Origin of the sequence: Chryseobacterium sp. VD8 (assembly GCF_037149975.1) — a bacterium.
Taxonomy (GTDB): Bacteria; Bacteroidota; Bacteroidia; order Flavobacteriales; family Weeksellaceae; genus Chryseobacterium; species Chryseobacterium indicum.
Map to the genome: position 1 here is coordinate 1 of NZ_JBBCQL010000043.1, position 25,780 is coordinate 25,780.

Below are 25,780 nucleotides of genomic sequence, written 5' to 3' on the forward strand. Positions count from 1 at the left end.
ATTGAAGTTGTTAAGCTTTACGTTGAAAAGTGCAATTTTCATGTAATAAGCATTCATATCCACCGGAGTATTGGTTCCTGCATACACTGCACTTCCGAAATTGGTAAAGTTAGCTGCCGTAAAGAAATCGCTTCCTTTGCTTACGCTCGCAGGGAAAGGTGTGATAAACTGACCATCGTTTGCTGAGTAACGGATTCTGTCTTCAAATTTCCATCCTTCTCCAAGGTCATAATTGAATTCTGCACCGATGGTTTTTGAAATAGAATGCATTCCGTCTGAAACATCGCTGTTGAAGATATTACCATCGTTTCCTAATGTTCTGTCGTGCTGTAAATTAATTGTCTGTAACGCACCGTTCAGGATATTATAATTGGATAAAGAAGACCACTTCGGATCTGCATCTGTTCCTGAAACCGCAACCGGCATCGGCATATACGAAGCCGTTCTGTCATCCAGAAATTTAGCATAAATTCTGAAGCTTCCTTTCTCGAACTTTTTCAGTAAAGATACTCTGAACTGTCCTCCGTTATTAGAGTTGAATCCTGTTTTTCTTGGTCCGTCCCCGATTCTGTAGAAACCTCCTAATGCTAAAAACGTATTATCCGCAATCTGAGTTCCATAGTCGAAATCTGTTCTGTAGTTTTTATAGTTTAAACCTAATTGCTGCGTGATGCTCCCGCCTTCTTTTTCTCCTGTCTTCGTAATGAAGTTGATGATCCCCGCAGGAGAATTACTTGCAAAAACGGATGCTGAACCTCCTCTTAACGCTTCCACTCTGGCAACAAAAGAATCGAATCTTGTAAACTGATCCTGAGTTCCGAAAGCAATATCTCCGAACTGCATTACCGGTAAACCGTCTTCCTGAATCAACAGATATCTTGATCCTCCTGCTGAAACAGGAACCCCTCTTACCGTAATATTGGAGTTTCCTTCACCTCCTGAAGATTCTGAACGGATTCCCGGAATAGTACGAAAAATTTCGGCAGTTGTTCTTGGAGCAGCGTTTTCTATATCTTTCATTTTTAAAGTAGAAATAGAAGTACTGGTTTTAATAGAAGCTTTAGGATTTGCGTTTCCGGTAACCACAACCTCATCAATAGCTTTTCCTCTTGTAATTGTATCATTTTCTGTACTCTGAGAAAACATGAATGCTGCTGTGTTCATCGCACCGAAAATGAGCAATTTGGTAAAAATTTTTGATTCCATAATTTTTGAGAGTTTTTAATTATGGTCTAAAAGTATTTTTTTTAACATATTCAAAACATAATTTTTCCCTTGTGTTAAATTTATATTAATTTCAAACGTTTGCGCAAACGTTTGCGGTGGATAACTTCTAAAAATTTTAACTTTTTATTAACATTTAAATCTTAAATTTTAACATTTTTTAACTTAAATTTAACCCGAAAACATCACTAAATTAACCCAAAAATTGCCTCAATTAACTTAAAAATGAAAAGAGTCACAATAAAAGACCTCGCAGAAATGCTCAATATCAGTGTATCTACAGTATCCAGAGCACTGAAAGACCATCCTGATATCAGCAGTGCTGTAAAGCTGAGAGTGAAGGAGGCTGCAGAAACTTTTAATTATATTCCGAATGATTTTGCAATCAATTTCAGAAAAAAGTCTTCAAAAGTTATAGGACTTATCATTCCGGAAATGTCGATGTTTTTTATACCTTCTATTATAAGAGGAATTTCTTCGGTACTGCATAAAGAAGGATATCATTTTTTTGTATTGTCCTCAGAAGAATCTGTGGGAATGGAGGAAGAAAATATCATTACCTGCATCAACTCCCGTGTGGACGGAATTCTTATTTCTCTTACAAGACAAACGAAAGATCTTTCCCACTTAAACAGACTCAGGGAAATAGAAGTTCCGGTAGTAATGTTTGATAAAACGATTTCTCAGAATTCTTTTGAGCAGATTGTTTTCGACAATAAACTTAATGTGGAAGCTGCCGCGGAAAAACTTGCCCAAAACCAATGTAAAAAGATTCTTGCCATTTTCGGGGATGAAAATCTGGACATCACGCAAACCCGAAGAGATTTTTTCCTGCAAAAACTAAAAGAATATCCGGAAATGGAATGCAAGGTAATTTATTGTGAGTCTGCGGAAAGTGTAAAAGAAAAACTGAATATTATTCTGGATTATGAACGGTTTGACGGTTATTTCGCGATGAGTGATGAAACGCTTGCCGGACTGCACAGTTCTCTTATTAAAAAGAAAGTACAGACTTCCGATGTAAAAGTTATTGCCATTACGGAGGGTACGCTTCCACGATATCTGGACGATTCGTATGAATGTATCATCAATGATGGTTTCAGTATGGGAACTATGGCGGCTTCGAAATTGCTGCACCTTATTAAAAGTGGCATTTAATAGGAAACTGTAGGATTTGCAAAGATTATTTTGCTAAATTTGCCAGTAAATAAACATACACGAAATGAAAAAATCAACATTCCCATTCCCGAACTGCCATTCTGTTATCGAAAATTCCAATCCCTATTTTAATAATTTTCAGAAATAATTATTTGAAGCATTGCTTTTATAATAGGACAAAGCTGCTGACTTTTAAATTATTATGAGATAAGTACACTGTTTTAAGAATTATCAATTAATTAATAGAGATCGGGCATCTTTCATAAATAATTAAATTTCAAAGATTTAATATAATTCACGCAGTAAAGAATAAGTTTTATCTATTAAATCCCATTAACAAATATTAAAAAAAAGTGTTACATTTGTTTTTGAGGGCGTAAAAATTACTTTTCGCGTTTTATTTGTTAATTTTAGAATACCACATTATATAGCATTAAAAATCTACTCATGAGAAAAATAATTCTACTATTTGTATGTATGATCGGTATTTCAGTTTCCTCACAGATCAAGGTGTTGAAAAACGAAACTCTGATAGAAATTGGTAAAGATAATGCCGTAGGTTTATATAAAAAAGATGATAAATTTACGTTCAATTATCAGGATCTGAATACGGCAAACCTTAATACCTTCAGATCATTCTCTTTTCAGAATCTTAATAAGGACGTTTCCGGACTTTATGAACTTATCGAAAACGGCTTTATTGATATTCCTGTAGGAAACATCATTCTGGAGCTTCCGAACGATATCATCGAACTGCATTTTGAGAAAAACTACGGTACTCCTACTGTTCAGTTTATCCAGTATATCAACAAAAACAGAAAATTCGTAGGAAAATCCCAGCTTCTGACCAAAAAACAGATTGATAAAATCTTTGGCAGAACCAACGGAAAATCTGCGCTTTATGAAAAACCCGGAACCAAGAATAATGCTCAGACAATGAGTGCTTCCAATCCGCAACAAGCTGCAGTTCAGCCTGCCGCAGAACCATCTGCTTCCGGTACAGGTAAGAAGTCGAAAAAATAATTAAACTTTTTAAAATATTGCATCAACTCATTCATACGGATGAGTTTTTTTATTTTATTTTTGCAAAAAGATCATTACGAAATTATGTCTCTTCAAATAAACAATTTAACCAAAAAATTTGGTGAGCAGACTGCTCTGAACAACATTAACGTTTCCATTGATAAAAATGAAATTATCGGTCTTTTGGGTCCGAACGGAGCCGGAAAATCTACTTTAATGAAATCCATTGTCGGCGCACTGAAAATTGATGAAGGCGAAATAATTTTTAACGGAAAAAACATCACGGAAAACGAAATCGAAAGCAAAAAGAAGATCGGTTTCCTTCCTGAAAACAATCCGCTGTATCTGGAAATGTATGTAAAAGAATATTTACAATTTGTTGCCAATATTCATAAAATACCGGCTTCAAGGGTAGATGAAGTGATTGAACTTGTAGGAATTACCCCTGAAAAATCTAAAAAGATCGGTCAGCTTTCCAAAGGATACAAACAGAGAGTTGGTCTTGCACAGGCAATTATTCATCAGCCTGATCTTTTGATTCTGGATGAACCTACGAACGGACTGGATCCGAACCAGATCATCGAAATCCGAAATGTGGTGAAAGAAATCGGTCAACAAAAAACGGTTTTACTTTCCACGCACATCATGCAGGAAGTGGAAGCACTTTGCTCGCGCGTGATCCTTATCCATAAAGGAAATATTCTGCAGGACTGCCCGATTGACGAATTTAAAGGCAAGTTTGAAAGTCTGGAAGAAGCATTTGCAAACTATACTGCATAAAAGGAAAAAGCTCCAAAATCTGGAGCTTTCCTCTTTTGCAGCGAAATCCGGCAAAAGATATATAGAATGGTTAAAAGTTTTTAAAGTGAGGCAGAAAAAATTTCTGTACTTTGAATATATATGATGTTGTGTTTTTTTTGATTCTGATTCTGACAGAAATTATTAAGCATGGTTATCACCTTTTTCCTCAGTCGCAGGAACCGTTTCTAAATTTTTCTTCTGAACCTGCTCCAAAAGCTGTAATCCCAAAAGTCCGCTGATTCCTCCGTTTGCTGAATCTCCGTTTCCTCCGATCAACACTTCAGGCATAATTCTCACATTTTGGCTGGCAATATTTTCCATAATCTTTAACTGCGTGAAATTATTTCCGCCCATTGCTTCCACAGACAATTTGTAAGATTCCGCGTTGGATTTACCGATGGCAAGGATTTTTTCCGCTTCTGCATTACCTGTTAATGAAATCTGCTCTGCACTTGCTTTTGCCAGCAATTCGATTTTTTCCGCTTCGGCTTTTGCAAGAAGTCTTGTTTTTTCAGCTTCACCGGTTGCTAAAAGTTTTAGTCTGTCCCCTTCCGCAGTTGCCTGTAATCTTACGGAATTGGCGTCTCCGGTTGCTTTTTTCACGGATGCATCGGCAATTCTTTCTGCAATCACAACGCCCTGATCGGCTTTTACAATTTCTTTCTGCATATCTGCAACAGCAGTTTCTTTTTCAAGAGCCTGTCTGGTTTCCTGAGCAAGCATTTCGGTTTCGTAAGTAATTTTCTGTTCTTCTGCTAACTTTCTGTCTGTTAAAGTTTTCATTAAACTTTCAGGAGGAACAATAGCTCCGATCAAAGTATCAACGGCATTTACATTATATTGTTCCAAAACACTGCTGATATGATCTTTGGCTGACTGCTGTCTTTCTTTACGAGTTCCTAAAAAGGCAATTACATCGCTGTCCTGTGCAGAGTTTCTGAAGTAATTTCCGATGGTAGGTTCCAAAACCTGGCTCACCAGATTGATCATATTTCCGAAACGGGCAATTACTTTTGGTGCTTCATACGTCGGAATATGAATAATCTGCGAAACATCCAAGTTGAAAGGGAAACCGTCTTTACTTCGAACGGTAATCGTAGAAAGATTTTTATCCAGTTGGTGAGATTCACTTCTTTCATAAGCCCAGTTTAAAACTAAATTGGTTGTCGGAACAAGTTCCACTTTCATAATATAAGGGTTAATCGGATATTTTCCGGGACCGATAGGTTCTGCCCAAACTCCTTTATGTCCTTTTTCTACAATATTTCCGTGCTTAAAGTCTACACCGCTTAAATCCTGCCCTTCTTCTCCTACATAACTGATAATGACTCCAACATGACCGATCGGAATTTCCGTCATTTTTACCATTTCAACTTTTGTAAACCAAGGGTTTAAGAAATATGAACCCGCCAAAATCACCTGTTCCTGAAGACCTTTGTAACCACCGCTGTTTAAAAAAGTATCGACATCCTGAAATTTATTATGGTCATTGATGATCTTTCCGGCAATCTGTCCTTCTTCCAACGGACTTCCTTCCATGGTTGTGATAATTCCCACTGCATTATCGGGAATCTGAGTCATGTCAGTAAGTTCGATTTCAAACAATAAGGTATTGATTCTGTAAGATCCGGGAGCAATAATTGCGGTTTGACGGCCTTTTCTTCCTCCATTCTTTAAAAAGGCTTCTGCATCCTGAAAAGAATCGCAGTCTACTTTTCTTCCTAAAATTCTTCCGGTTTCCAGCTCCATCCCGTCTTTCGCAAGAAGTAAGCCTATTTTTCCTGTGGGAATTACGGTGAAAGGCTGAAAATCAATAGAATATTGCCAGATCCATTTTCCGAAATAAACTCCGGGAGCTAAAGTCTGTGCCTGAAAACCGGCTTCTCCGTTGGTGGCAATGATTCTTCCTTCGGGAAGTTCCTGCTTACCAACCAACACGAATTTTTTGGTAACCAAGCCTATTCTGTCTTGTGGAACAATCACTAATCCAAAGAAAATTCTTAAGATAAATTTGTAAAAAATGATGCACAACAGTGCAATAACGACTGGAATCATCCAGCCATGAAAACCTAATTCCATAGTTTGTTTGTTTTTTTGTTTGATTAAATTTGAAAACAGAAAGTGTGCTCTATTTTTTCATAAAAGAAAAACAGAGTACGAATTATATGATAATTCTTTCGTAAAATTAAGAAAGTGCAGGAGGAGAAGTATTGAAAATCGTGAAGATGATTTCTGATACTTTTAAAAGAAAAAACTTAAAGTTAATTAGTTTCATTTTGATAAGAAAGGAACGAGATCCTTTTGATGATACAAATGTACGTAAGAAAAATATTTACTTGTTTCAAAAAAATTAAATATTTTTCTGAATATTTATTAATTCACTGACAATCAATATAATTATTTTTATATCGATATTATTTTTTAATCAAAATCAGGTGGTTTTTAATATGAAATTAGACGGAAAACGAACCCTATCGTTATAAATTGGCTTTAAATTTGATTAATTTTTTGTGTAATATATATCTAAAATGATCAGAAAAATTTTATTAGGAGTATTTTGTATTGCACAGTTTTCATTGGTACAGGCAGCAGCTTTTAATGAAAATCCGGTTTCAGAAATTCATTATCAACAGGAAAAGGTTCCGAAATCATTTATTTTTAAAACAAAAAAGTTTAAAATTAAAATTGATAAGCAACCGAACGGAAATTATCTGTATCAATCGTGGGCAGCCAACGGAAAGGTGACTTCGAAACCGAGTATGATTATTTCGGACGGAGAATTAATTCCGGACGGAACAGGCGGAAATTATTACTATGAGTTTAATAATAACGGATATACTTATCAGATCTGGAGAAATTATTTAACAAGTTCGGCGAAAAAAGCTCCGTATACTTTAACGGTAACCGACAGAAACGGCAAAACAATTGTTAATCAGGATGGTTACGTGGTTAAAAATTAATTTCAATAATATATTTAGTTCCTGACTTCATCGTCAGGAATTTTTTTGTCTTTTTGAAACAATGGAAAATTGTTTAAATTTTTATGAATCACAAATGTTTTTACATTCTGGTGAAAGCTAAAAATCAGATAAATAAAAAATGCTTTGGTTTTTATTTTGGGGAGGTTATTTATTGAAGATATTATTGAAATAGTGAATGAATAACTGGTTTCCTAGCCCCAATTGAGCGGCATGTCTGAGCTCTTTTTAGAGTTTCGGCAGCAGCTTCGCTGCCGCCGAAACTCTAAAAAAGCGAGTAGCGAAAGTGGGAAAAAGCTTCAAAAAAAAATATGGATTGGAAAGGTTAAGTTTGAGTTTTAGATTAAGGCTGTCCTATCTGTTTCCCATTTCGTCATTAAAGTTACTGTAAAAAATTGAACTCCTTCAGAGTTCTGCTTCTGGATTATCTCTTTCTGCTGCACAGATATTATTTACGGAATATTTTATGTACAGAAAAAATGGTATTATTTCTATTATTTTGGTAAATTCACTTAAAATATTCAATACAAGATGGATTTCACCATTAAATCAAACCTCATCGACATTGTCTCAAAGGAAACCTACCCTGCTGAAATAATTATTAAAGACAACAAAATCAGTTCAATACAAAGAATCTCAGAAAAACTGAATACGTATGTTCTGCCAGGATTTATTGATGCGCATGTTCATATTGAAAGCAGTATGCTGGTTCCGTCTGAGTTTGCAAAAATTGCGGTAAAGCACGGAACGGTGGGAACGATTTCAGATCCTCATGAAATTGCCAATGTTTTGGGAATTTCGGGTGTTGAATATATGATTGATAATGCTCGGAAAGTACCGTTTCATTTCTATTTCGGGGCTCCTTCCTGTGTTCCCGCAACCCATTTTGAAACGGCAGGTGCGGTGATTGATTCGGGTGATATTGACGGGCTTTTAAGCAAGAAAGAAATTGTATATCTGGCTGAAATGATGAATTTTCCGGGGGTTATTTATAAAGATGAGGAGGTTCTGAAAAAGCTGGAATCTGCGAAAAAACATAACAAGCCGATTGACGGTCATGCTCCGGGATTAATGGGAGAAGAAATGAGATCTTATTTCAGTGCGGGAATTTCTACAGATCATGAGTGTTTTGGGTATCAGGAAGCACTGGAAAAGCTTGAATTCGGGGTAAAAGTGATGATCCGTGAAGGAAGTGCAGCGAAAAATTTTGACACTTTAATTCCTTTATTAAAAGATTTTCCGGATCAGATGATGTTTTGCTGTGACGATAAGCATCCTGATAATTTGCTGGAATCTCATATCAACGATCATGTGAAACGCGCTCTGGATTTGGGTTGTGATTTGTACGATGTGCTGCGTGCTTCTTCGTACAATGTGGTTAAACATTATAATTTACCGATCGGGTTATTGCAGGTTGGAGACAGTGCAGATTTTATAGAAATTGATAATCTAAAGGATTTTACGATTTTAAAAACGTACATCAACGGAGCATTGGTCTCAGAAAACGGGGAATCATTTATTGAATCTGTTGAAGCTCCGATAGTAAATAATTTTCATTGCAGTTTAAAAAGCCCATCAGATTTTAAGGTAAAAAGTGAAGGGCAAAAAATTCGTGTGATTGAAACGCTGGACGGACAGTTAATCACAAAGGAAATTCATGCAGAAGCTTTAAACATTAATGGTTTTGCAGAATCTGATCCTGAAAATGACATTCTGAAAATTGCTGTGGTGAACCGTTATCAGGATGCGCCGATTGCAACAGCTTTCATCAAAAATATAGGCTTAAAAAACGGAGCGATTGCTTCGTGTGTTGCGCACGACTGTCATAATATTGTGGTGGTGGGAACCAATGACGATAATATATGTAAAGCTGTAAATCTGATCATTAAAGCGAAGGGTGGAATTTCTCTGGCAACCGCAACGGAAGAAATGGTTCTGGAACTCCCGATTGCCGGAATTATGACGAATCTTCCTGCGGAAAAGGTAGCAGAAGCTTATATTAGATTAGACCGTCGCGCAAAGGAATTAGGAAGCAGATTACGAGCGCCTTACATGAGTTTGTCATTCATGGCACTTTTGGTTATTCCTGAACTGAAACTGAGTGACAAAGGGCTTTTCAACGGAAAAAGTTTCGAGTTTACGGATGTTTTTATCAAGTCTGTTTAAACTCTTATTTAACCGCAAAAGTCATAAAAGATGAACTTAACTTTTATTTAAAGCTGATTTCGCTTTAACATTCTTTGCCCCTTTTACGGTTAATTCTGAAATTGGTTTAAACAATTCTTTTCTCGTTTTCCAGATTAGCGTAAAAACGGCTTTCGTTAAAGCTTTCTTTTGCAGCGTTGTAACCAATGTTAAAAATCTGTTCGAGACGGTCTTTCCGTCTTTCGAATGTTCCGTAGGTAGAAAGTTCCTGTGATGAGATAAACCAGTCGCAATGATCGAATTTAATTCTTTCGATGCGGTAAGAAAGCAGATCGTAAGACCGTGAAACAATAGCTTTGATGGATCTGAGATCATTAATTTTGGCATCTTGTGGGGGAGAAACGAAAACGCCGATCAGCTTATCGCAATCGTCTCTTATGATGTCAGCGGGAAAATTATTCAGTACTCCTCCGTCACAGTACATTTCATCATCAATAATATAAGGAGTCGTCACTCCGGGAATGGAGCATGAAGCAATAATGGCATCAACGATTTTAAAACTTTTTTCAAAGATTTTTTCGGTTCCTCTTACCAATTCTGTTGCCACAATTCTTACGTCTTTATCTAAATCGCCCAGTTTCATTTCGCCGAAAATAGGATTGAGATAATTTCTGAAAATAACGGAAGAAACCAATCCGGGTTGGTTGAATGCAAAATGCTTCCAGTTGAAAAAGTAAACCGAATTGAAAAATTCCAGAATTTCTTCGGGTGTTTTGCCTACCGCATGAAGACAGCCCACAATTGAACCTGCACTGCAACATGACAGAACATCAATATCAATATTTTTTTCTGCTAAGAATTTTAAAACTCCGGCATGTGCGATCCCTTTTGTTCCGCCACCCGATAAAACAAGCCCAACTTTCCCAAAATCCATTGAATAAAATTAAGAAAACAAGTCGAGAAAAACAGATTAATTTTTCTAAATACCGTGATTTTGCATTATTTTAACAAAAATAAAATTGTGCTTAAATCAATATTAATGGTATATTCTTATTTAGGCAGAAAAATTATAATGATTTTTGTTATTAAGTATTTAATGTAAAGCTTTTTTAAAAGGGGTTTTCTTCAATAAGAAATAGTTTAACCCACTTTTTTATCATACAACTGAAGAATCTTCAGAAGATCATCATCTGTTTTCCAGGAATCTATCATAGCAAGAAGATCCGGATAAGCTGCAAATCTTACTTTCAAACTGTTTTTAAGACTGGGATTGAAAAATCCGGATTCATTGATGATTTTTCGGTTTCTGCCGTCGATTAAGAAGTCTGTTCCAACAAATTTTAAGCCGCCGTGAGGAAAAAACCTGTACCAGTTCATATTTTTGCCTTCGTACAAAATTTCTACAAAACCATTGTCAAAAACCATTTTCCCGGCAGAAGCATAATATTCATGGATGATATTATTTTCATCGGTAATCTTAATGTATTCCACATCTTTTGGTTCCACCCACGTTTCAGCCCCGGAAGAATTCCTCATTTTCATTTTAAGTAACACAGTGGCTACATAATATTTTGTATTGGAAAATTTACCTACGTTTCTGATCTTTGTTTTGATGGTATCGCTGGATGTTTTCAGAATGTACTCCACAGGAAAATATCTTTTATCGTCTTTGTTCTGAGAAAATGAAAAGCTAAAGCATACAAAAAGCAGCAAAAAAATGATTTTTTTCATGAATGGTGGTTTAAAAAGCCCGGCAAATTTCCGGGCATATTATCTAAATTTATATTTAATTATTAATGTATTTTTCAAAAATTCTTGAAAAGTCTTTCTGATTGTATTTATCGAAACTGTTGGTATTCCATGCAAAAATATATTCGTTGATGGCTCTCAGTTCCTGACTTTTGGAAACGATTTCCTGCTTTCCGGAAGCTACTGTGGTGATGGCTTTCTGGATGCTGTCGTTAGAGAAATTCAGCAAAGAATGATTGTGGTGAACTTCCTGCTGAATCGCCAAAAGTGCTTTATATAAATCTTTCAACTGATCGATCTGACCTTTTGCAACGCTTATCATCATTGGAACATTCCCGATATTAAAAGAAATTTCTACATCAAGATCGATGGTTCCTGCCGTCTGTAAAGCAATATTAGAGAAAGGAAACTGGTAATATTCATATCTCTTCAAGACTCTTTTTTTGTCTAACGCACTGGCTCCGTCGATGTGGATCAAAGCTCTGTTCGTAAAGCAGTATTCGTCTCTTTTTGATTTAATTAAAAAGAAAATTTTCTCGTTATCTTCGGAAAGGATATAATCGTCTGAGTCTACTTTATCATAATCCTGAGAAGGAATGATTTTACCGATGTCTCCCAATCCTAAAGCTTCCGCAGCTAATTTTTTAAACATAGTTTATTTGTATTTATTGACTGACTAAAATAAGAAAATAACTGAGATGAAATCAAAAAAAATCATCTTAAAGAGTGTTTAAATTTGATTAAATATTGAAAAATTTCATTCATTTTTTGACGCAAAGTTTTTATTTAAAGATTTAATTACCTGAGTTCGGATAAGTCTTTTTGAACGCAAGGTAAAACAAAAAGATTCAATTATCAGGAATTCAGCTTTTAAGATATACAAAGGCGTAAAATTGATCAAAGTAATACCATTTTTGCCTTTTTTAAATAAACGAAGTGCCTTTGTTTAGCTTGCAAACTTTCAATAAGTAGAAAAATCTTTTGTTTTTCTTTGCGATAAATTAATATGATGCGATAAATCAATTATTTAAATTTATTTCTTATCCCGAACTGAGGTTAATTATTTAAGTGAGCAAAGAAGAATCAACAAGTTGGTTTGATGAAGCACTATTTTCAGGCTTCGTGAAGCAAATTTTATTTGCCTTTGCTTTCTAAGAATAATGTGTAAAGTTGAATTAAAACTTTGCGTGGTAAAATAATCGAATCATAAAATTTTAATTGTCAAATTGAAACAGGCTCTTTCAAAAAGAAAAACCACAGACTCCTTATCTGTGGTTTTGATATTTGATATTGTTAAACTTTGTCAAAGTTGAAAATCTTTGACAAAGTGAAAAATTAAATGTGAATTACTTCACCATACGCTGCCGCTGCAGCTTCCATAATGGCTTCAGAAACTGTAGGGTGCGGGTGAATAGATTTAATGATTTCATGACCTGTAGTTTCCAGTTTTCTGGCAACAACCGCTTCTGCAACCATATCTGTAACTCCTTCTCCGATCATGTGGCATCCTAACCATTCTCCGTATTTTGCATCGAAAATAACTTTGATGAAACCATCCGTATTTCCGTTTGCTGTAGCTTTTCCACTTGCAGAAAGAGGGAATTTACCTACTTTAATTTCGTATCCTTTTTCTTTCGCCTGCTTTTCTGTAAGACCTACTGAAGCTACTTCAGGGTGACAGTATGTACATCCCGGAATATTGCCATAGTCAATTTTCTCAACGTGCATTCCTTTGATTTTTTCAACACAAGTAATTCCTTCCGCTGAAGCTACGTGCGCTAAAGCCTGAGTAGGAATGATGTCTCCAATTGCATAATAGCCCGGAACAGAAGTTTCGTACCATTCGTTGACCAAAACTCTTCCTTTGTCTGTCTGGATTCCCACTTCTTCAAGACCAATGTTCTCAATGTTTGCAGCAATTCCTACAGCAGATAATAAGATATCAGCTTCAAGAACGATGTTTCCTTTTGCTGTTTTTACGGTAGCTTTTACTCCTTCTCCGCTTGTATCAACGCTTTCTACTGAAGCATTGGTCATGATCTCGATTCCTGATTTTTTCAGAGATTTTTCTAAGTGTTTAGAAATTTCTTCGTCTTCTACAGGGACGATGTTTGGCATAAATTCAACAACGGTTACTTTTGTCCCCATCGTGTTATAGAAATCGGCAAATTCTACCCCGATAGCTCCGGAACCTACAACAATCATAGATTTTGGCTGCTCAGGAAGAGACAATGCCTGTCTGTATCCGATTACTTTTTTACCGTCCTGTGGTAAGTTCGGTAATTCTCTTGAACGTGCTCCTGTTGCGATAATGATGTGTGTTCCTGTATACTCAGTTACTTTTCCTTCTTTATCTGTAACAGAAACTTTTTTACCTTTCTGTACTTTTGCAGTTCCAAGGATAACGTCGATTTTATTTTTCTTCATTAGGAATTCAATCCCTTTGCTCATTTTCGATGCAACGCCACGGCTTCTCTGAATTACGTTCGGAAACTCAAAACTTGCTTCCACTTTGTTCAACCCATAATCTTCAGCATGGTTGATATAATGAAAAACCTGAGCCGATTTCAATAAAGCTTTGGTTGGAATACATCCCCAGTTAAGGCAGATTCCTCCTAAATTTTCTTTTTCAATAATTGCTGTTTTGAAACCTAATTGTGCCGCTCTGATTGCTGTAACGTATCCACCAGGACCACTTCCGATGACAATAATATCGTAATTCATTAGTTTAAAATTTTTATGCGAATTTAAGGAAAAATATCGGATGTATGGCATTCTGTCGAAATTGACCCCTTAAAGGTTTTGTTTACTATTTTTCATCATCAGAAGCTGTAATCACTTAAGTTTAAAATAAAACTATAAAATCTGAAAATATTTTAAAATATTCATTAAAGCAGCTATTAGATTAATATTATCAACACAATTTATTAAAACTATTAAAAATGATAGTTAAAAAATAAATTACATATTAAAATTTTAATATTTTTGAAGTAATCAATTAAAACAAACATGATATGAAAAAGATTTTTTCGATTTTTGTGATGTGTGGATTTCTCGCTGACGCACAAGTGGGAATCAGTAAAAACCAACCAACCAGCACATTAGACATTAACGGATCTGTGAGTGCGAATTACAGACAGGTAACAGCAACTACCTATGCTATCGTTACAAACGATCATTACATCACCTATAATGGTACTGCCAATTCTACGTTTACGCTACCGGCAATCGGTTCCGGAGCTTCAAGTTTTACAGGAAGAATTTATAAGATAAAAAATATATCTGCTTTCAATATTACTTTACAGGCTTCAGGAGGAAATACGCTAAGAATAGACAATACTCCGGTATCTACATTTATCATTCCTACTGGAGCGTATGCAGAAGTGGTAAATAACAGCAACACTACCGGCGGAACATGGGATCTTTCTTTTATCACGCTTCCGAAGCCTAATAATGTGGAAATCTACGGAACACAGCTTTCGATACCGCCGCACGCTTCGGGAACAGCTCCGGTTGCCGACTGGACCGGACATTCTAATACAGCATATGATACTGGAACAGGAACCGATGCTTGGTGGGTCATTAGTAAATCATCTACCACATACTCTGTAGGAACAGGTTTTTCCAATGCGAGCAGAATGACTCTGGTTTACGAGTATCAGGGAACTCCTTTTAATATTACCAATATGAATCCTTCGCTTACCGCGGGAAACAATTCCAGTTTTCCGGATGTTTTCACGGCTTCTTTTGTAAGCCTTGCCAATAACGGAACTTCTGGTAAAACGAGACTTACGGTTTCTGTTGCGCGCGTGGATTTTGTAGGAAACAACGGCTCCAACAACAGTAATTGGACCGGAACATTTCTTTTAAATCTATTGCTTGCAAGAAAGGTTTATTAATAAGTCTGTTTAAACTTTTTTTTAATCGAAAAAGGCACAAAAGATGAACTAAACTTTTATGTAAAGCCGATTATTATAAATGAAAAAGCTCATAATAGCTTTTAAAAATCTTTGATTTTTATTCCTTAGGAAAATATAAAAAAGAGGCTATCTGTCTTAGATAGCCTCTTTTATCGTATTCGGAAATTACATTTTTCTCAGTAATCTCTTCTGACTCTTATATTTTTCGTTCAAAGCTCTTAATTGATCCTGCTTCATTCTTTTGGTAGCAAGCGGATGATTTAAAATTGCTTTTTTCTCTGCGTTGTATCTTCTGTCCAGTTCTTTCGACTTGATGCTGATCAGTTCACTTTTTGAAGGATGAGGAGGTGCCGGCGGACGTTTTTGTCCGTAAACATTCATTGATAATCCTACTAATAAAACGGCTGATATAAATAAATTTTTCATAACATTTTACTTTTTTGAATGAATTCGTGATGAATTCATTCGCGTTCGGAGGAAATATTACATATATCATACCATAATTTTTTACGCAAAACTATTTAACTTCAATATTCTGTTTCAAAGGCAGATTTTTGGAAGAATTTCCCACCAAAATTCTGTACGTTCCTTTTTCGACAATCCAGTTCATTTTTTCATCTAAAAACTTTAATTCTTTCGCCGGAACTGTAATTAAAATCTGTTTGGATTCTCCGGGTTTCAGATATACTTTCTGAAATCCTTTCAGTTCGATAACCGGTCTTGAAACCGAAGCCAGCAGATCTTTTACGTAGAGCTGAACCACTTCGCTTCCTGCTTTTGAACCTGTATTTTTCACAGTAACTTTTGCCACAATCGTATCATTTTCAGAATATGTTGTTTTATTTAACTGTAAATCTGAGATTTCAAAAGTGGTATAGCTTAATCCGAAACCGAAAGGATATAAAGGTTCGCCGCTCAGATCATAATAATCGTTTCCACGTCCTGTAGGATGATGATTGTAGGTTAAAGGCAGCTGTCCTTCCTCAACAGGGAATGTTATCGGCAGTTTTCCTGAAGGATTTTCTTCTCCGAAAAGTACTTTTGCCACTGCATTTCCGCCTTCTTCTCCGGGATACCAGACATCCAGAATCGCTCCGACTTTATCTTTCCAACCCGTTGTTTTTATGGCAGAACCACCTACCAAAACAACCGTTGTCGGTTTATTTAATTTTGATAATTCATGGATGAATTTTTCCTGATTTCCGGGAAGACTTAACGAAGAACGATCCTGAAATTCTCCTTCATGAATTCCGGCGGTAACAATGATGTAATCTGCATTCTGCGCCTGCTTCAAAGCATCATTAAAATCTTTTTGATAGTCATATAAGCCATAGTTCCAGATCAGTTCAATGTTGGCTTCGCCCCTGTTTTCGTGAAATTCAACCACAATATCATATTTCTGCCCTTTAGTAAAGTCTACCTCAACGGTTTTGGTGGAATAACTGAGTTTTTCCCAATGGTCAATTAACAATGAACCGTTTAAAAACAATCTGAAACCATCATTTCCTCTTAAACCTAACTGATATTTTCCCGATTTTGGAGCTTCCAGTTTTCCTTTCCAGCGAACACTGTAGTTGTCTGGCTGCAATTTTTCAGGATTGGGCGAATACAAAGTCCACTTGAAATTGAGTTGTTCGTCCTGTTTTTCAAAAGCGGGATTTCCTTTTAATTCAGAATTTGAAAAATAACTTCCCTTTAACCCTTTTTGATTTTCAGAAGACAAAACTTCAGCAGGAACAGTCAGAAAATCCTTTATATTCCAGTCGATTCCCTTTGAATAAGTGATTTTGATATTTTTATTTTTGGTGAATTTTTTAATGCCATCCAAAATATTGACTTTTTTATTTCCCGGTCCTGAATAACCGCCTAATCTTGCATCTGCAGCATCTGTTCCGACAACTAAAATCTTTTTATATTTTTCTGAAATCGGAAGTGTATGATTATTATTCTGAATCAAAACAAAAGATTCTGCCGCAGCTTTTTCCGCCAATGGTTTGTGATTGATTTTCTTTAATTCTTCTATATCTTTGTTGGAAACGTAAGGATTTTCAAACAAACCGAGTTCAAATTTTGCTCTTAAAACTCTCGCGACTGCATCATCAATTCTTTCCTGAGAAATTCTTCCACCCAAAAACGGAGGAATAAAAAGTTTATAATGTTGATATTCCGTCTGGAAAATCACGTCAAGTCCTGCATTGATCGCCTGTGCAGAAGCATCATCGTAATCTTTTGCCGTAAAATGTAACACATTGGCTCCTCCGACTGCACTTGCATCGCTGATGACAAATCCTTTGAAATTCCAGTCTTTTTTTAATTTTTCTGTTAACAGCCAATAATTTGCCGTTGAAGGTCTTCCGTCCAGTAAATTATAAGAAGTCATTACCGAACGGCTTTTTCCCTGTTGAAATGCTTTCTGAAAAGGAATCAAATGGGTTTCTTCCAGATATCTTCTGCTCCAGTGAATCGGATATGAATCTCTTCCGCCTTCTCCAACATTGGCTAAAAAGTGTTTCGGAGTGGTAATAATTCCCTGATTTTCAAAAGAACTGACGAAACTCACCGCCATTACAGAAGTCAGAAACGGATCTTCACCGTATGTTTCCTCTGTCCTTCCCCATCGAACATCGCTTGCTAAATTGACAACCGGGGTTAAAATCTGACGAATTCCTCTCAGTCCGGATTCTTTTGCAATGGCCGTTGAAACTTCTTTCATCAATTCAGGATTGAAAGTTGCCGACAAACCGATTGCCTGTGGAAAAGCTGTTGCTCCTTCACGCATTAATCCGTGCAAAGCCTCATCAAAAGGGATAATCGGGATTCCCAATCTCGATTCTTCCACAAAATATTTTTGAATGGCATTGATTTTTTTCGCAAGTCTTTCTGCATCTTCATTGGCGTTGTATTTCAGCATTTGTCCTGCAACTCCACCTCCCTGATTTCCTGCGCTTACCTGCAAACCGAAAATTCCGTGGGAATACTGATCTTTCGGAACGTTATCCAGATCTCCGGGAATCATAAAGCACTGCCAGAATTTTTCTTCGGGTGTCATGCGTTTCAATAGATCCTGAACTCTGGCTTCAACAGGTTGTTTCGGGTCTTTGTATAACGGTTTTTGAGCTGTAATAAATGTTGTGCTCAATAATGAGATTGCTATGATTTTAAAACGAAATTTAAAGAACATACATAATTTGATTTAATTATTGTTCTTTTGTCTTAAAACAAAAGAACCAAAAATTCAAGACTTGGAACTCTCCGCTAAAAATTAAAATTTAATCCTAAAATTCCCAAAACTTGCGCGAATTTGGTATTAGTTCTTCGGTTCAATATCTGTGTCGCGCTTTAAACAATGGGAATTTCTTAACGGATTAAGTTTTAATTTTCTTAACGCTTCGATTTCCTAGGTCGTTTTTGATATAAAAATAGTCACAATTTGAACTACTGAGTAATCTGGATTACGGTTGAATATTTTAATTGATTTCTTTCTTTGGGTAAATTGATTTCAATTGAATTTCCAGATTGTTTCCACTGAATTTTATTGGATAAACCTAAAATTTTCAATGATTTTAGTTTAAAATTTTCCGGAATAATGAAATTTAACGTAGAAGGAGCCAGATAATTTACTTTTTCATCCAGATGAAAAATATTCACTGTTTTTCCGTCTTTGCTTTTCGTGTAGTAAAAATTTCCGTAATGATAAGGTGCAATGCTTCTTGTTGCAAAAACAGCCGACTGGTTTTTATCCATCCAACTTGAAATTTCTTTCAGTCTTTCGTAAACAATGGGATCGTAGTCTCCATTTGGTCCGGGAGCAATATTCATGAGGTAATTTCCGCCTCTTGAGATGATTTTAATTAACGTTTCGATGATTTTCTGAGAGGATTTGTAATTATCGTTAGGAACATAAGAAAACGAATCTCCCATCGTGATGCAGCTTTCCCAGGGAATGGAAAGTGGCTTTTCCGGAACCGCCTGTTCCGGTGTTACGTAATTTTCCCATTTTCCGGGAACGGTACGGTCTACGACAATGATTCCGGGTTGGTTTTTACGCGCCATTGTTCCGATCTTATCCATATCGATGTCCTGTTCAACTTTAATGGTTCTTTGCCATTCTACATTGGGATCGATAGTATTAAAGGGACGAACCCAGCCTCCGTCTAACCAAAGAATGTCAATTTTGCCGTAATTGGAGGTGATTTCGTTGAGCTGGTTAAAGGTAAAGTTTTTAAAACTATTCCATTTTTCAGGATATTTTTTAGGATCGTAGTTTACATTTCGGTCTTTTGGCGGAAAATACGACCACCAGTAATCGTCGGAATGCCAATCGGGTTTTGAAAAGTAAGCTCCGATTTTAAACCCGCTATTTCGGAATGTATTGAAAATTTCTTTTGTTACGTCTGCTTTCGGATTTTTGGAAAAAGGTGTTTTGGAAGAAGTAATTTTGTAATCAGACTGTTGGGTATTAAACATGGCAAAACCGTCGTGGTGTTTTGTTGTAAAAACCACATATTTCATTCCTGCTTTTTTCGCAGCTTCTGCCCATTTCTGTGGATTGAACTGAACCGGATTGAAAGTGGTCTGAAGATTTTCATAGTTTTTTACGTATTCGTAGTATGATTTTCCGTGTTCGGGTTTTCTTTGTGTCCATGATTCGTCTTCGGGACAGAGGCTCCAGCTTTCGACAATTCCCCATTGGCTGTAGGTTCCCCAATGCATGAAGAGCCCAAATTTTAAATCCTGCCAGTTTTCCAGATTTTGAACAACAAGCGGATCGGTAGGTTTCTGATAACCTTCAGAAACATTGTGAGCCTGAGAAAAAAAAGCGGATGACGTAAGAAGTGATGAAAGGATTATGGTTTTTGCTTTTTGTCTGATGAACATTGACGTTTAGTTTTTGCTAATTTAATATTTCACCGGAAATTTTTAACTACAAAAGGTACAAAAGTTTTTCCTGGCACATAAGTCACATAAGTTTAGTTTAATTATATATTTAGAAGATCACATAAGAAGAAAATCAAAGATTTTCTGTTGCATGGGTTTCTAATTCCGTTTATTTTTAAACCAAATTGTTAAATGCAGATTCAATATTTGCATAAGTAAATTCAAAGCCGCTTTTGATTAATTTTTCAGGGTAGACATTCCGGCTTTTTAATAGTAATTCGGTTTCGGTATTTAAAAATATAGATGCAATTTCAAGTTGCCAAACCTGAGCATTGAATCCAAATGGAATTTTCATTTCTTTTCTTAATTTTTTCATGAATTCTTCGTTGGATAAAGGATTTGGAGCTGTAATATTGATAGTTCCTGAAATATTTTCATGTTCAATAATGAACGCTACTGCTCTGCAAAAATCATCAATGTGAATCCAACTTACGTTTTGGTTTCCTCTTCCCTGTTTTCCGCCCAATCCGAATCTGGTGAGCATTTTTAACTTTGGAAAAGCTCCGCCGTTATTTCCTAAAACGATGGAAGTCCGTAACGCAACTTTTCGTAGATTTTCTGTTTCTGATTTTAAAAATTCACTTTCCCAACTTTTACAGATGTTCATGGAAAAATCGTCGCCGATGATTCCGTTTTCTTCTGTGTTCAAATGTTTTTCTGAATGAACGTAAATGGTTGCGGAACTTGAATTGAGCCAGATTTTGGGTTTATGGATACATTCATCAACAGCCTGCTGTAAAATTTTCGTACTGTTGATTCTTGAAGAATATATTTCCTGTTTGTTTTTTTCGGTATATCTGCAATCGACGGATTTGCCAGCAAGATTGATCAGAACGTCAGAATTTTCAAGTATTTTTTTCCATTCGTCCAAAGTTTTGGCATCCCAATACAATTCATTTTTCTGTTTTGGGTTTCGGGTTAAAATGTAGACATCATTTCCTTTTTCAGTAAAATATTTTTCGAGATTTTTTCCGAGAAAGCCAGTTCCGGCGGCGATTATTATTTTCATCTGAATTCTATTGTGTGTATTTATTTTTTTATAATTTCTCCGTCCTTCATCTCAATAATACGGTCGCTTTTGCGGGCAAAATCATCATCATGAGTAACTGCAATAATCGTCTGACCGTAGGTTTTGGTAAGCTCCTGAAAAATATCAAAAACAATGTCTGTATTCTTGCTGTCGAGGTTTCCTGTCGGTTCGTCTCCCATGATAATCAACGGATCATTGATGAGTGCTCTGGCGATTGCAACACGTTGCTGCTGTCCTCCTGAAAGTTTGCTTGCCGGCTTCAGAGCCTGATCTTTCAGCCCCAGCATTTCCAGTTTTTCATAAGCTTTATGTTCAATTTCTTTTTCGTTTAATCTTCCAAGTTTTAATGCAGGAATCATTACATTTTTCAGGCAAGAAAATTCAGGGAGTAAATAATGAAACTGAAAAACAAATCCTATTTTTTCGTTCCGCAGTTCTGCAAGCTTATCTTTGTTGAGACCTATTGTAAGCTGATTATCAATATAAAGATTCCCTTTATAATCTGTATCCATCGTAGAAAGGATGTACAACAGGGTAGATTTTCCGCTTCCGGATTTCCCGATCATGGAAAGGAATTCCCCTTTTTGTACTTCAAATTCTATGTTTTTGAGTACCTGAAATTCAACAGGATCGTGAAAAAATTTATTTACTTTTTCTGTTTTTAAAATTGTGGTCATCATTTATTTTCTAAATATTTCTACCGGATCTATACCTGCTGCTTTTTTAGCAGGAATATATCCCGCAAAAAAAGTAATTCCCAAGCCGATTACAATTCCCTGAATGTATTTTGTGGGTTCATAGTCTATGGGAAAATAACCGATATCGCCGCCAAGATACACTCTTTTTAAAATGGTAATGAGAATAGTAGCTAAAATAATTCCTCCTATTACTCCCATGATTCCTATAGAAATTGCCTGCATCACAAAAATGCGGATCACATCTTTACCTTTGAAACCAATCGCTTTTAAGATCGCAATGTCATTAATTTTCTGTGATACCGTCATGTTCAGAATATTGTAAATTCCAAAACCTGCAACCAACAGAATGGTAAGTGAAACGAATGAGATAATCAATTTCCGCATTTTATTAGCTGCCATCAAAGTTTCATTGGCTTCTTTCCAGCCTTCGGCTTTATAACCTGTAATCTGCGTCAGTTTTTTTGCCATATCTCCTGCAGTCTCCGGATCGGTAACATTTACATTAATATCGGTTATGTAGGAATTTCCTTCTTTTAATAACTGCTGTGAGGAAGCCAGATTAATGTATGATTTTGTTTTGTCTACCGCAGAATTGTTGGTTTTGAAAATCCCGATGAGTTTAAAGGTTCGGTTAACGCCTCTTGAAGATGTTAAATTGATATTATCGCCTACTTCAACATTCATTTTTTCTGCAATTCCGCTTCCGATAATAATTCCGTTGGGATTTGATTTTAAGAGATCATATTTTCCTTCTACCATAAACGATTTTATATCGTACATAAGGTTGGCTTCATCGGGATTTATCCCCGCTGCAATACCCGAAATCTGAGATTTTCCGTTATTGTAAAAAACACTCGCATTTACCTGTGGAGCAGCAACGGTTACTTCTTTCTGCTTTAGAATGGTTGCTAAGATTAATTTCGGGTTGATGATCGTGTTGTTATCGGGAACTACTTTCGGATTGATAATGATGAAGTTTCCTGCCTTGTTTTCGGGTAAAACCCTGCTTATCTCATCATCTTTGTATACTCTGATGTGGGACGTGTTTCGGAAAACGGAGGCGTTGGAAGTCCTGTCGAAACCTACCAGAAGACAGTTCATGAAAATATAGACAGACATTCCCAGCAACACTCCCAAAACGGCAACCGCAGTAAGCTTTTTATTGGAAAAGATATAGGTTTTTGAAATAAGGGAATTGATGTTCATACTTATGGTTTTAGAGGAAGTAAAACATCATCTTTCGTAATTCCTGAAAGTACTTCTACATAATCTGTGGAAACAATCCCCGATTTTATGATTACCGGCTGTTCTTTTCCTTTCACGTTCACTTTATTTCCATATCCCATCAGTTCTCTTGGGATGAGTAATGCATTTTTCTTTTCTCCCACCAAAATATTGGCTTCAAGCTGTGTTCCGAATAAAGATGCATTCAATGTATTATCAAAAGTAACTTTGCAGATAAACGACTGGGTCTGTTCGTTAAAAGCGGATAGAATCTCGGATATTTTTCCGTTGTACACTTTATTTTTGTCTGTATTTAGTTTTACGTAAACAGTCTGCCCGACTTTGATTTTCCCGATGTTATTTTCGTCTACATTGAGTACGGCTTCCACCTTCTGATCATCGGCAATCGTAGCAATTATATCTCCTTTCCGCACATAATCTCCTTTCGACTTCAGCTTTTTAATTACTGTTCCGCTCACAGTTGCCGTGATGTGATTAAAACCCCGGACGATTCTGCTGTTTTCCGCCTGTCCTTTTGATGCAATTTTCTGAATTTCTGCCTGCTGCAGGATCTGTAATTTCTGTTTTTTCAGCGCATTTAAGCTGGATAAGGAATTTTTTGCAGTAAGCTGCATGTTTTCATATTCTACCTTTGCCACGCTTTGGCTTTTGTAGAGTCTTTCGTAACGTTCTGCCTGAATTTTATCCTGAGTATATTTGTTTTCGGCAAACTGAATATTCTGTTCTAACTGCTGAATCTGAGGTGAATTTGGGGTAAGATTTTCATTGGAAATTGCCAGTTGTTCATTGGCGATTTCGGCATTCACTTCGCTTGATCTGTTATCAATATCAGCTATATTTTTTCCTTTTGAAATTTTATCTCCTACTTCAAAATCTGCATTCAACAATATTCCATCGGATTGCGCGGTAAGATTGTAAGCGTTTTCCCATTCTAAATCTCCCGATGCAAAGACAAGCGCTTTTATATCCTTAACAACGGGTTTTACTTCTTCCTTTTTTGTGCAGGAAAATAAAAAAAGTATAAAAAAAAGAGCTAAAACTGATGTTTTCAGCCTGTATTTCTGATGAGATAATTCTGAATAATTTCTTTCCGTATTCATTGGGGTTGTCTTTTTGTGAACTTTAAAATCTATTGCTGATTTCTATTTTTGCTTTGGCAAAACCAATATTTGCCAGTGAATAAACTACATTAAGCCGGCTTGTTAACATATCATTTTGTGAAATGAGTAATTTATCCAAAGGCAGGATATTTTCTTTAAACTGATTGAAGTTTTTTTCATAGGTGTCTTTCTTCAGAGTGTAAATTTTTCTGAAATTTTCGTTTTGCAGAAGGGCTTTTTCATATTCCAGAATCATCTGCTTATTTTTGTTTTCGTTTTCTTTTTTGCTGAATTCCTGATTGTTTTTCGCAATTTCCAGTTGAATTTTCTTGGATTTCAGGTTAGAATACTTGGTAACGGTCGTAGGCAAATCGTAGGATAATTTTAACCCGATGTAATTAAAATTGATCCAGTCGGAATTCTTAGAGAAAGCAAAATCATTGCTCAGATTCTGCCAGTTGAAAGATGAAATAAAACTAAGGACGGGATAATTCTGAAATTTTAATCCTTTATATTCCTGTTCGGATAATTCATATTGTAGTTTTGCATTTTCTGCCAAAAGACTGTTTTGTGTGGTTAGGGGCGCATTGCTGTTTTCGTAAGTCCACAAATCTTCAGAAATTGTCGCTTTTACGTTATTTTCGAGAAATAAATTGAAAGTCTGAACCTGAATTTCTGTATTCAGCTCTATTTGCTGAAGCTTGTCCTGCAAGGAAATTAAATTGGTTTCGGCTTCATTTACCTCCTGTTTTCTTGCAATTCCTTCTGTGAATTTGTTCTGAATGATTCTGAGAATATCTTTGGCAATAACAATATTTTCTTCGAGTATTTTTTTCTGCTCATTAAAGGAAAGAATGTTAAAATATACCATATTGATCTGGTCATATATATTCTGTTCGTTAATTTTGTTCTGATTTTCTATTAGAAGCTGATTGGTTTTTGCCGATTTAATCTGGGCGTAATTTGCTAAATTAATGATATCAAATTGTGGCTGTACACTGAATGTGGATGCATATTGCTGACCAATCGTTACTTCTTTAAAAGTTCCCTGCGGCTGCCCGAAAATCTGTCCCGGTAAAAAGCTGACCTGCTGGGTAATATTATCCAGTACCTGTGCAGATGCCGGAATTTTGGGATTCAGCAGATTTAATTTTGCGGTTTTTCTTGCTAAGTCTGCTAATCTGGTCTGCCATTCGGCATTTTTAAACTGATGATTTGTGACTTTAACATATTCCAGAACTTCTTTAAAAGAGGTGAATTCTCTTTTTTCCTGTCCATTTATAACGCTGAAAAAAATCAGGAAGACAAAGGATGTATATAAAAACTGACACCTTTTCATAAGTTATTTTATAAGAAGCAGATTACAGTTTTCGATACCATCCACCCAATGTTTTACATCTGGTTTTATTTCTGTAAAATCACCAGAAAACAGGGATATTTTGGTGTTGTTTTCATCTTCATAAACTGCTTCTCCGGATATACACAGAAGCATTGCAGGAACTTTTGTGATATGTTCTTTCAGCCTGTTGTTCTTCAGGATCTGCAAGGAAATAACTTTACCTTCGGAAGCAGAAAAGATTGTTTTAGCCTGTACTCCGGAACTGTCTTCATGTAATTTTTTCAGGTTCATTGTATTTTTTTTTAGTTTAGTTTTTAATAAGTGTTAAAAGGCCTTTCATGGTTTTCATTCCTTTTTCGGTAATATCAAAACTGAAATCTGCCATTTTCCATTTCAGCATTTGTAATCTGAAGGTTCCCATCATGATATGAA

At 36.0% G+C, this 25,780-nt stretch carries 21 protein-coding genes; 6 read left to right on the forward strand and 15 right to left on the reverse strand.

Annotated elements, in window-relative coordinates; translation table 11 throughout:
• Positions 1-1,206: TonB-dependent receptor plug domain-containing protein (locus tag WFK35_RS07045; protein WP_336732019.1), on the reverse strand; the 1,206-nt coding region annotated here is incomplete at its 3' end.
• 243 nt (positions 1,207-1,449) lie between these two features.
• Here WFK35_RS07045 and WFK35_RS07050 point away from each other — a divergent pair.
• From WFK35_RS07050 to WFK35_RS07060, 3 genes are all read left to right on the forward strand, one after another.
• Positions 1,450-2,382, forward strand: a complete 933-nt coding sequence (locus tag WFK35_RS07050; protein ID WP_235130247.1) for a LacI family DNA-binding transcriptional regulator — start codon at positions 1,450-1,452, stop codon at positions 2,380-2,382.
• A gap of 447 nt (positions 2,383-2,829) precedes the next feature.
• A complete protein-coding gene (locus tag WFK35_RS07055; protein WP_235130246.1) occupies positions 2,830-3,405 on the forward strand; it encodes a hypothetical protein in 576 nt (191 codons plus the stop codon).
• 84 nt (positions 3,406-3,489) lie between these two features.
• Positions 3,490-4,185, forward strand: a complete 696-nt coding sequence (locus tag WFK35_RS07060; protein WP_214590216.1) for an ABC transporter ATP-binding protein — start codon at positions 3,490-3,492, stop codon at positions 4,183-4,185.
• A gap of 162 nt (positions 4,186-4,347) precedes the next feature.
• On the opposite strand, the gene WFK35_RS07065 is transcribed toward WFK35_RS07060, so the two are convergent.
• Complete coding sequence (locus WFK35_RS07065; protein ID WP_336732020.1) at positions 4,348-6,285, reverse strand: SPFH domain-containing protein; 1,938 nt, start codon at positions 6,283-6,285, stop codon at positions 4,348-4,350.
• 449 nt (positions 6,286-6,734) lie between these two features.
• On the opposite strand from WFK35_RS07065, the gene WFK35_RS07070 reads away from it, so the two are divergent.
• Complete coding sequence (locus tag WFK35_RS07070; protein WP_336732021.1) at positions 6,735-7,166, forward strand: hypothetical protein; 432 nt, start codon at positions 6,735-6,737, stop codon at positions 7,164-7,166.
• A 549-nt stretch (positions 7,167-7,715) separates the two neighbouring features.
• The gene (ade, locus tag WFK35_RS07075; protein WP_336732022.1) at positions 7,716-9,350 is read left to right on the forward strand and encodes an adenine deaminase; all 1,635 of its coding nucleotides are present in this window, start codon (positions 7,716-7,718) and stop codon (positions 9,348-9,350) included.
• A gap of 106 nt (positions 9,351-9,456) precedes the next feature.
• Here ade and WFK35_RS07080 read toward each other — a convergent pair whose 3' ends face one another.
• The 4 genes from WFK35_RS07080 to lpdA all read right to left on the reverse strand — a co-directional run bounded on the left by WFK35_RS07080 (position 9,457) and on the right by lpdA (position 13,802).
• Positions 9,457-10,263 carry a patatin-like phospholipase family protein gene (locus WFK35_RS07080; protein ID WP_235130243.1) on the reverse strand — a complete coding sequence of 269 codons (807 nt, stop codon included), beginning with the start codon at positions 10,261-10,263 and terminating at the stop codon, positions 9,457-9,459.
• Between the two features lie 206 nt (positions 10,264-10,469).
• Complete coding sequence (locus tag WFK35_RS07085; RefSeq protein WP_336732023.1) at positions 10,470-11,060, reverse strand: hypothetical protein; 591 nt, start codon at positions 11,058-11,060, stop codon at positions 10,470-10,472.
• Between the two features lie 55 nt (positions 11,061-11,115).
• Positions 11,116-11,730, reverse strand: a complete 615-nt coding sequence (locus WFK35_RS07090; protein ID WP_336732025.1) for a PH domain-containing protein — start codon at positions 11,728-11,730, stop codon at positions 11,116-11,118.
• A gap of 683 nt (positions 11,731-12,413) precedes the next feature.
• Positions 12,414-13,802 carry a dihydrolipoyl dehydrogenase gene (lpdA, locus tag WFK35_RS07095; RefSeq protein ID WP_235130241.1) on the reverse strand — a complete coding sequence of 463 codons (1,389 nt, stop codon included), beginning with the start codon at positions 13,800-13,802 and terminating at the stop codon, positions 12,414-12,416.
• A 290-nt stretch (positions 13,803-14,092) separates the two neighbouring features.
• Here lpdA and WFK35_RS07100 point away from each other — a divergent pair, with 290 nt between their 5' ends.
• On the forward strand, positions 14,093-14,977 hold the full coding sequence (locus WFK35_RS07100; protein WP_336732026.1) for a hypothetical protein: 885 nt from the start codon (positions 14,093-14,095) through the stop codon (positions 14,975-14,977).
• A 186-nt stretch (positions 14,978-15,163) separates the two neighbouring features.
• Here the strand turns inward: WFK35_RS07100 and WFK35_RS07105 are convergent, their stop codons facing one another.
• The 9 genes from WFK35_RS07105 to WFK35_RS07145 all read right to left on the reverse strand — a co-directional run bounded on the left by WFK35_RS07105 (position 15,164) and on the right by WFK35_RS07145 (position 25,639).
• On the reverse strand, positions 15,164-15,424 hold the full coding sequence (locus tag WFK35_RS07105) for a hypothetical protein (RefSeq protein WP_336732027.1): 261 nt from the start codon (positions 15,422-15,424) through the stop codon (positions 15,164-15,166).
• Between the two features lie 91 nt (positions 15,425-15,515).
• Complete coding sequence (locus tag WFK35_RS07110; protein WP_336732028.1) at positions 15,516-18,137, reverse strand: beta-glucosidase; 2,622 nt, start codon at positions 18,135-18,137, stop codon at positions 15,516-15,518.
• A 296-nt stretch (positions 18,138-18,433) separates the two neighbouring features.
• Entirely contained in the window at positions 18,434-19,876 is a 1,443-nt protein-coding gene (locus WFK35_RS07115) for an alpha-L-fucosidase (RefSeq protein ID WP_336732029.1), read from the reverse strand.
• A gap of 175 nt (positions 19,877-20,051) precedes the next feature.
• The gene (locus WFK35_RS07120; protein WP_336732031.1) at positions 20,052-20,945 is read right to left on the reverse strand and encodes a TIGR01777 family oxidoreductase; all 894 of its coding nucleotides are present in this window, start codon (positions 20,943-20,945) and stop codon (positions 20,052-20,054) included.
• Positions 20,946-20,965: 20 nt separating this feature from the next.
• Positions 20,966-21,643, reverse strand: coding sequence for an ABC transporter ATP-binding protein (locus WFK35_RS07125; protein ID WP_336732037.1), 678 nt, complete (start codon positions 21,641-21,643; stop codon positions 20,966-20,968).
• 3 nt (positions 21,644-21,646) lie between these two features.
• Complete coding sequence (locus WFK35_RS07130; protein ID WP_336732032.1) at positions 21,647-22,870, reverse strand: ABC transporter permease; 1,224 nt, start codon at positions 22,868-22,870, stop codon at positions 21,647-21,649.
• Positions 22,871-22,872: 2 nt separating this feature from the next.
• Positions 22,873-24,009 (reverse strand): efflux RND transporter periplasmic adaptor subunit, encoded by a 1,137-nt coding sequence (locus WFK35_RS07135; protein ID WP_336732034.1) that lies wholly within the window; start codon positions 24,007-24,009, stop codon positions 22,873-22,875.
• Positions 24,010-24,031: 22 nt separating this feature from the next.
• Entirely contained in the window at positions 24,032-25,348 is a 1,317-nt protein-coding gene (locus tag WFK35_RS07140; RefSeq protein ID WP_336732035.1) for a TolC family protein, read from the reverse strand.
• Between the two features lie 3 nt (positions 25,349-25,351).
• On the reverse strand, positions 25,352-25,639 hold the full coding sequence (locus tag WFK35_RS07145) for a hypothetical protein (RefSeq protein ID WP_336732036.1): 288 nt from the start codon (positions 25,637-25,639) through the stop codon (positions 25,352-25,354).
• Between the last annotated feature and the right edge of the window lie 141 nt (positions 25,640-25,780).

Coding starts and splice junctions, on each gene's coding strand:
- WFK35_RS07050 (WP_235130247.1), top strand. CDS start 1,450: ATGAAAAGAGTCACAATAAAAGACCTCGCAGAAATGCTCAATATCAGT.
- WFK35_RS07055 (WP_235130246.1), top strand. CDS start 2,830: ATGAGAAAAATAATTCTACTATTTGTATGTATGATCGGTATTTCAGTT.
- WFK35_RS07060 (WP_214590216.1), top strand. CDS start 3,490: ATGTCTCTTCAAATAAACAATTTAACCAAAAAATTTGGTGAGCAGACT.
- WFK35_RS07065 (WP_336732020.1), bottom strand. CDS start 6,285: ATGGAATTAGGTTTTCATGGCTGGATGATTCCAGTCGTTATTGCACTG.
- WFK35_RS07070 (WP_336732021.1), top strand. CDS start 6,735: ATGATCAGAAAAATTTTATTAGGAGTATTTTGTATTGCACAGTTTTCA.
- ade (WP_336732022.1), top strand. CDS start 7,716: ATGGATTTCACCATTAAATCAAACCTCATCGACATTGTCTCAAAGGAA.
- WFK35_RS07080 (WP_235130243.1), bottom strand. CDS start 10,263: ATGGATTTTGGGAAAGTTGGGCTTGTTTTATCGGGTGGCGGAACAAAA.
- WFK35_RS07085 (WP_336732023.1), bottom strand. CDS start 11,060: ATGAAAAAAATCATTTTTTTGCTGCTTTTTGTATGCTTTAGCTTTTCA.
- WFK35_RS07090 (WP_336732025.1), bottom strand. CDS start 11,730: ATGTTTAAAAAATTAGCTGCGGAAGCTTTAGGATTGGGAGACATCGGT.
- lpdA (WP_235130241.1), bottom strand. CDS start 13,802: ATGAATTACGATATTATTGTCATCGGAAGTGGTCCTGGTGGATACGTT.
- WFK35_RS07100 (WP_336732026.1), top strand. CDS start 14,093: ATGAAAAAGATTTTTTCGATTTTTGTGATGTGTGGATTTCTCGCTGAC.
- WFK35_RS07105 (WP_336732027.1), bottom strand. CDS start 15,424: ATGAAAAATTTATTTATATCAGCCGTTTTATTAGTAGGATTATCAATG.
- WFK35_RS07115 (WP_336732029.1), bottom strand. CDS start 19,876: ATGTTCATCAGACAAAAAGCAAAAACCATAATCCTTTCATCACTTCTT.
- WFK35_RS07120 (WP_336732031.1), bottom strand. CDS start 20,945: ATGAAAATAATAATCGCCGCCGGAACTGGCTTTCTCGGAAAAAATCTC.
- WFK35_RS07125 (WP_336732037.1), bottom strand. CDS start 21,643: ATGACCACAATTTTAAAAACAGAAAAAGTAAATAAATTTTTTCACGAT.
- WFK35_RS07130 (WP_336732032.1), bottom strand. CDS start 22,870: ATGAACATCAATTCCCTTATTTCAAAAACCTATATCTTTTCCAATAAA.
- WFK35_RS07135 (WP_336732034.1), bottom strand. CDS start 24,009: ATGAATACGGAAAGAAATTATTCAGAATTATCTCATCAGAAATACAGG.
- WFK35_RS07140 (WP_336732035.1), bottom strand. CDS start 25,348: ATGAAAAGGTGTCAGTTTTTATATACATCCTTTGTCTTCCTGATTTTT.
- WFK35_RS07145 (WP_336732036.1), bottom strand. CDS start 25,639: ATGAACCTGAAAAAATTACATGAAGACAGTTCCGGAGTACAGGCTAAA.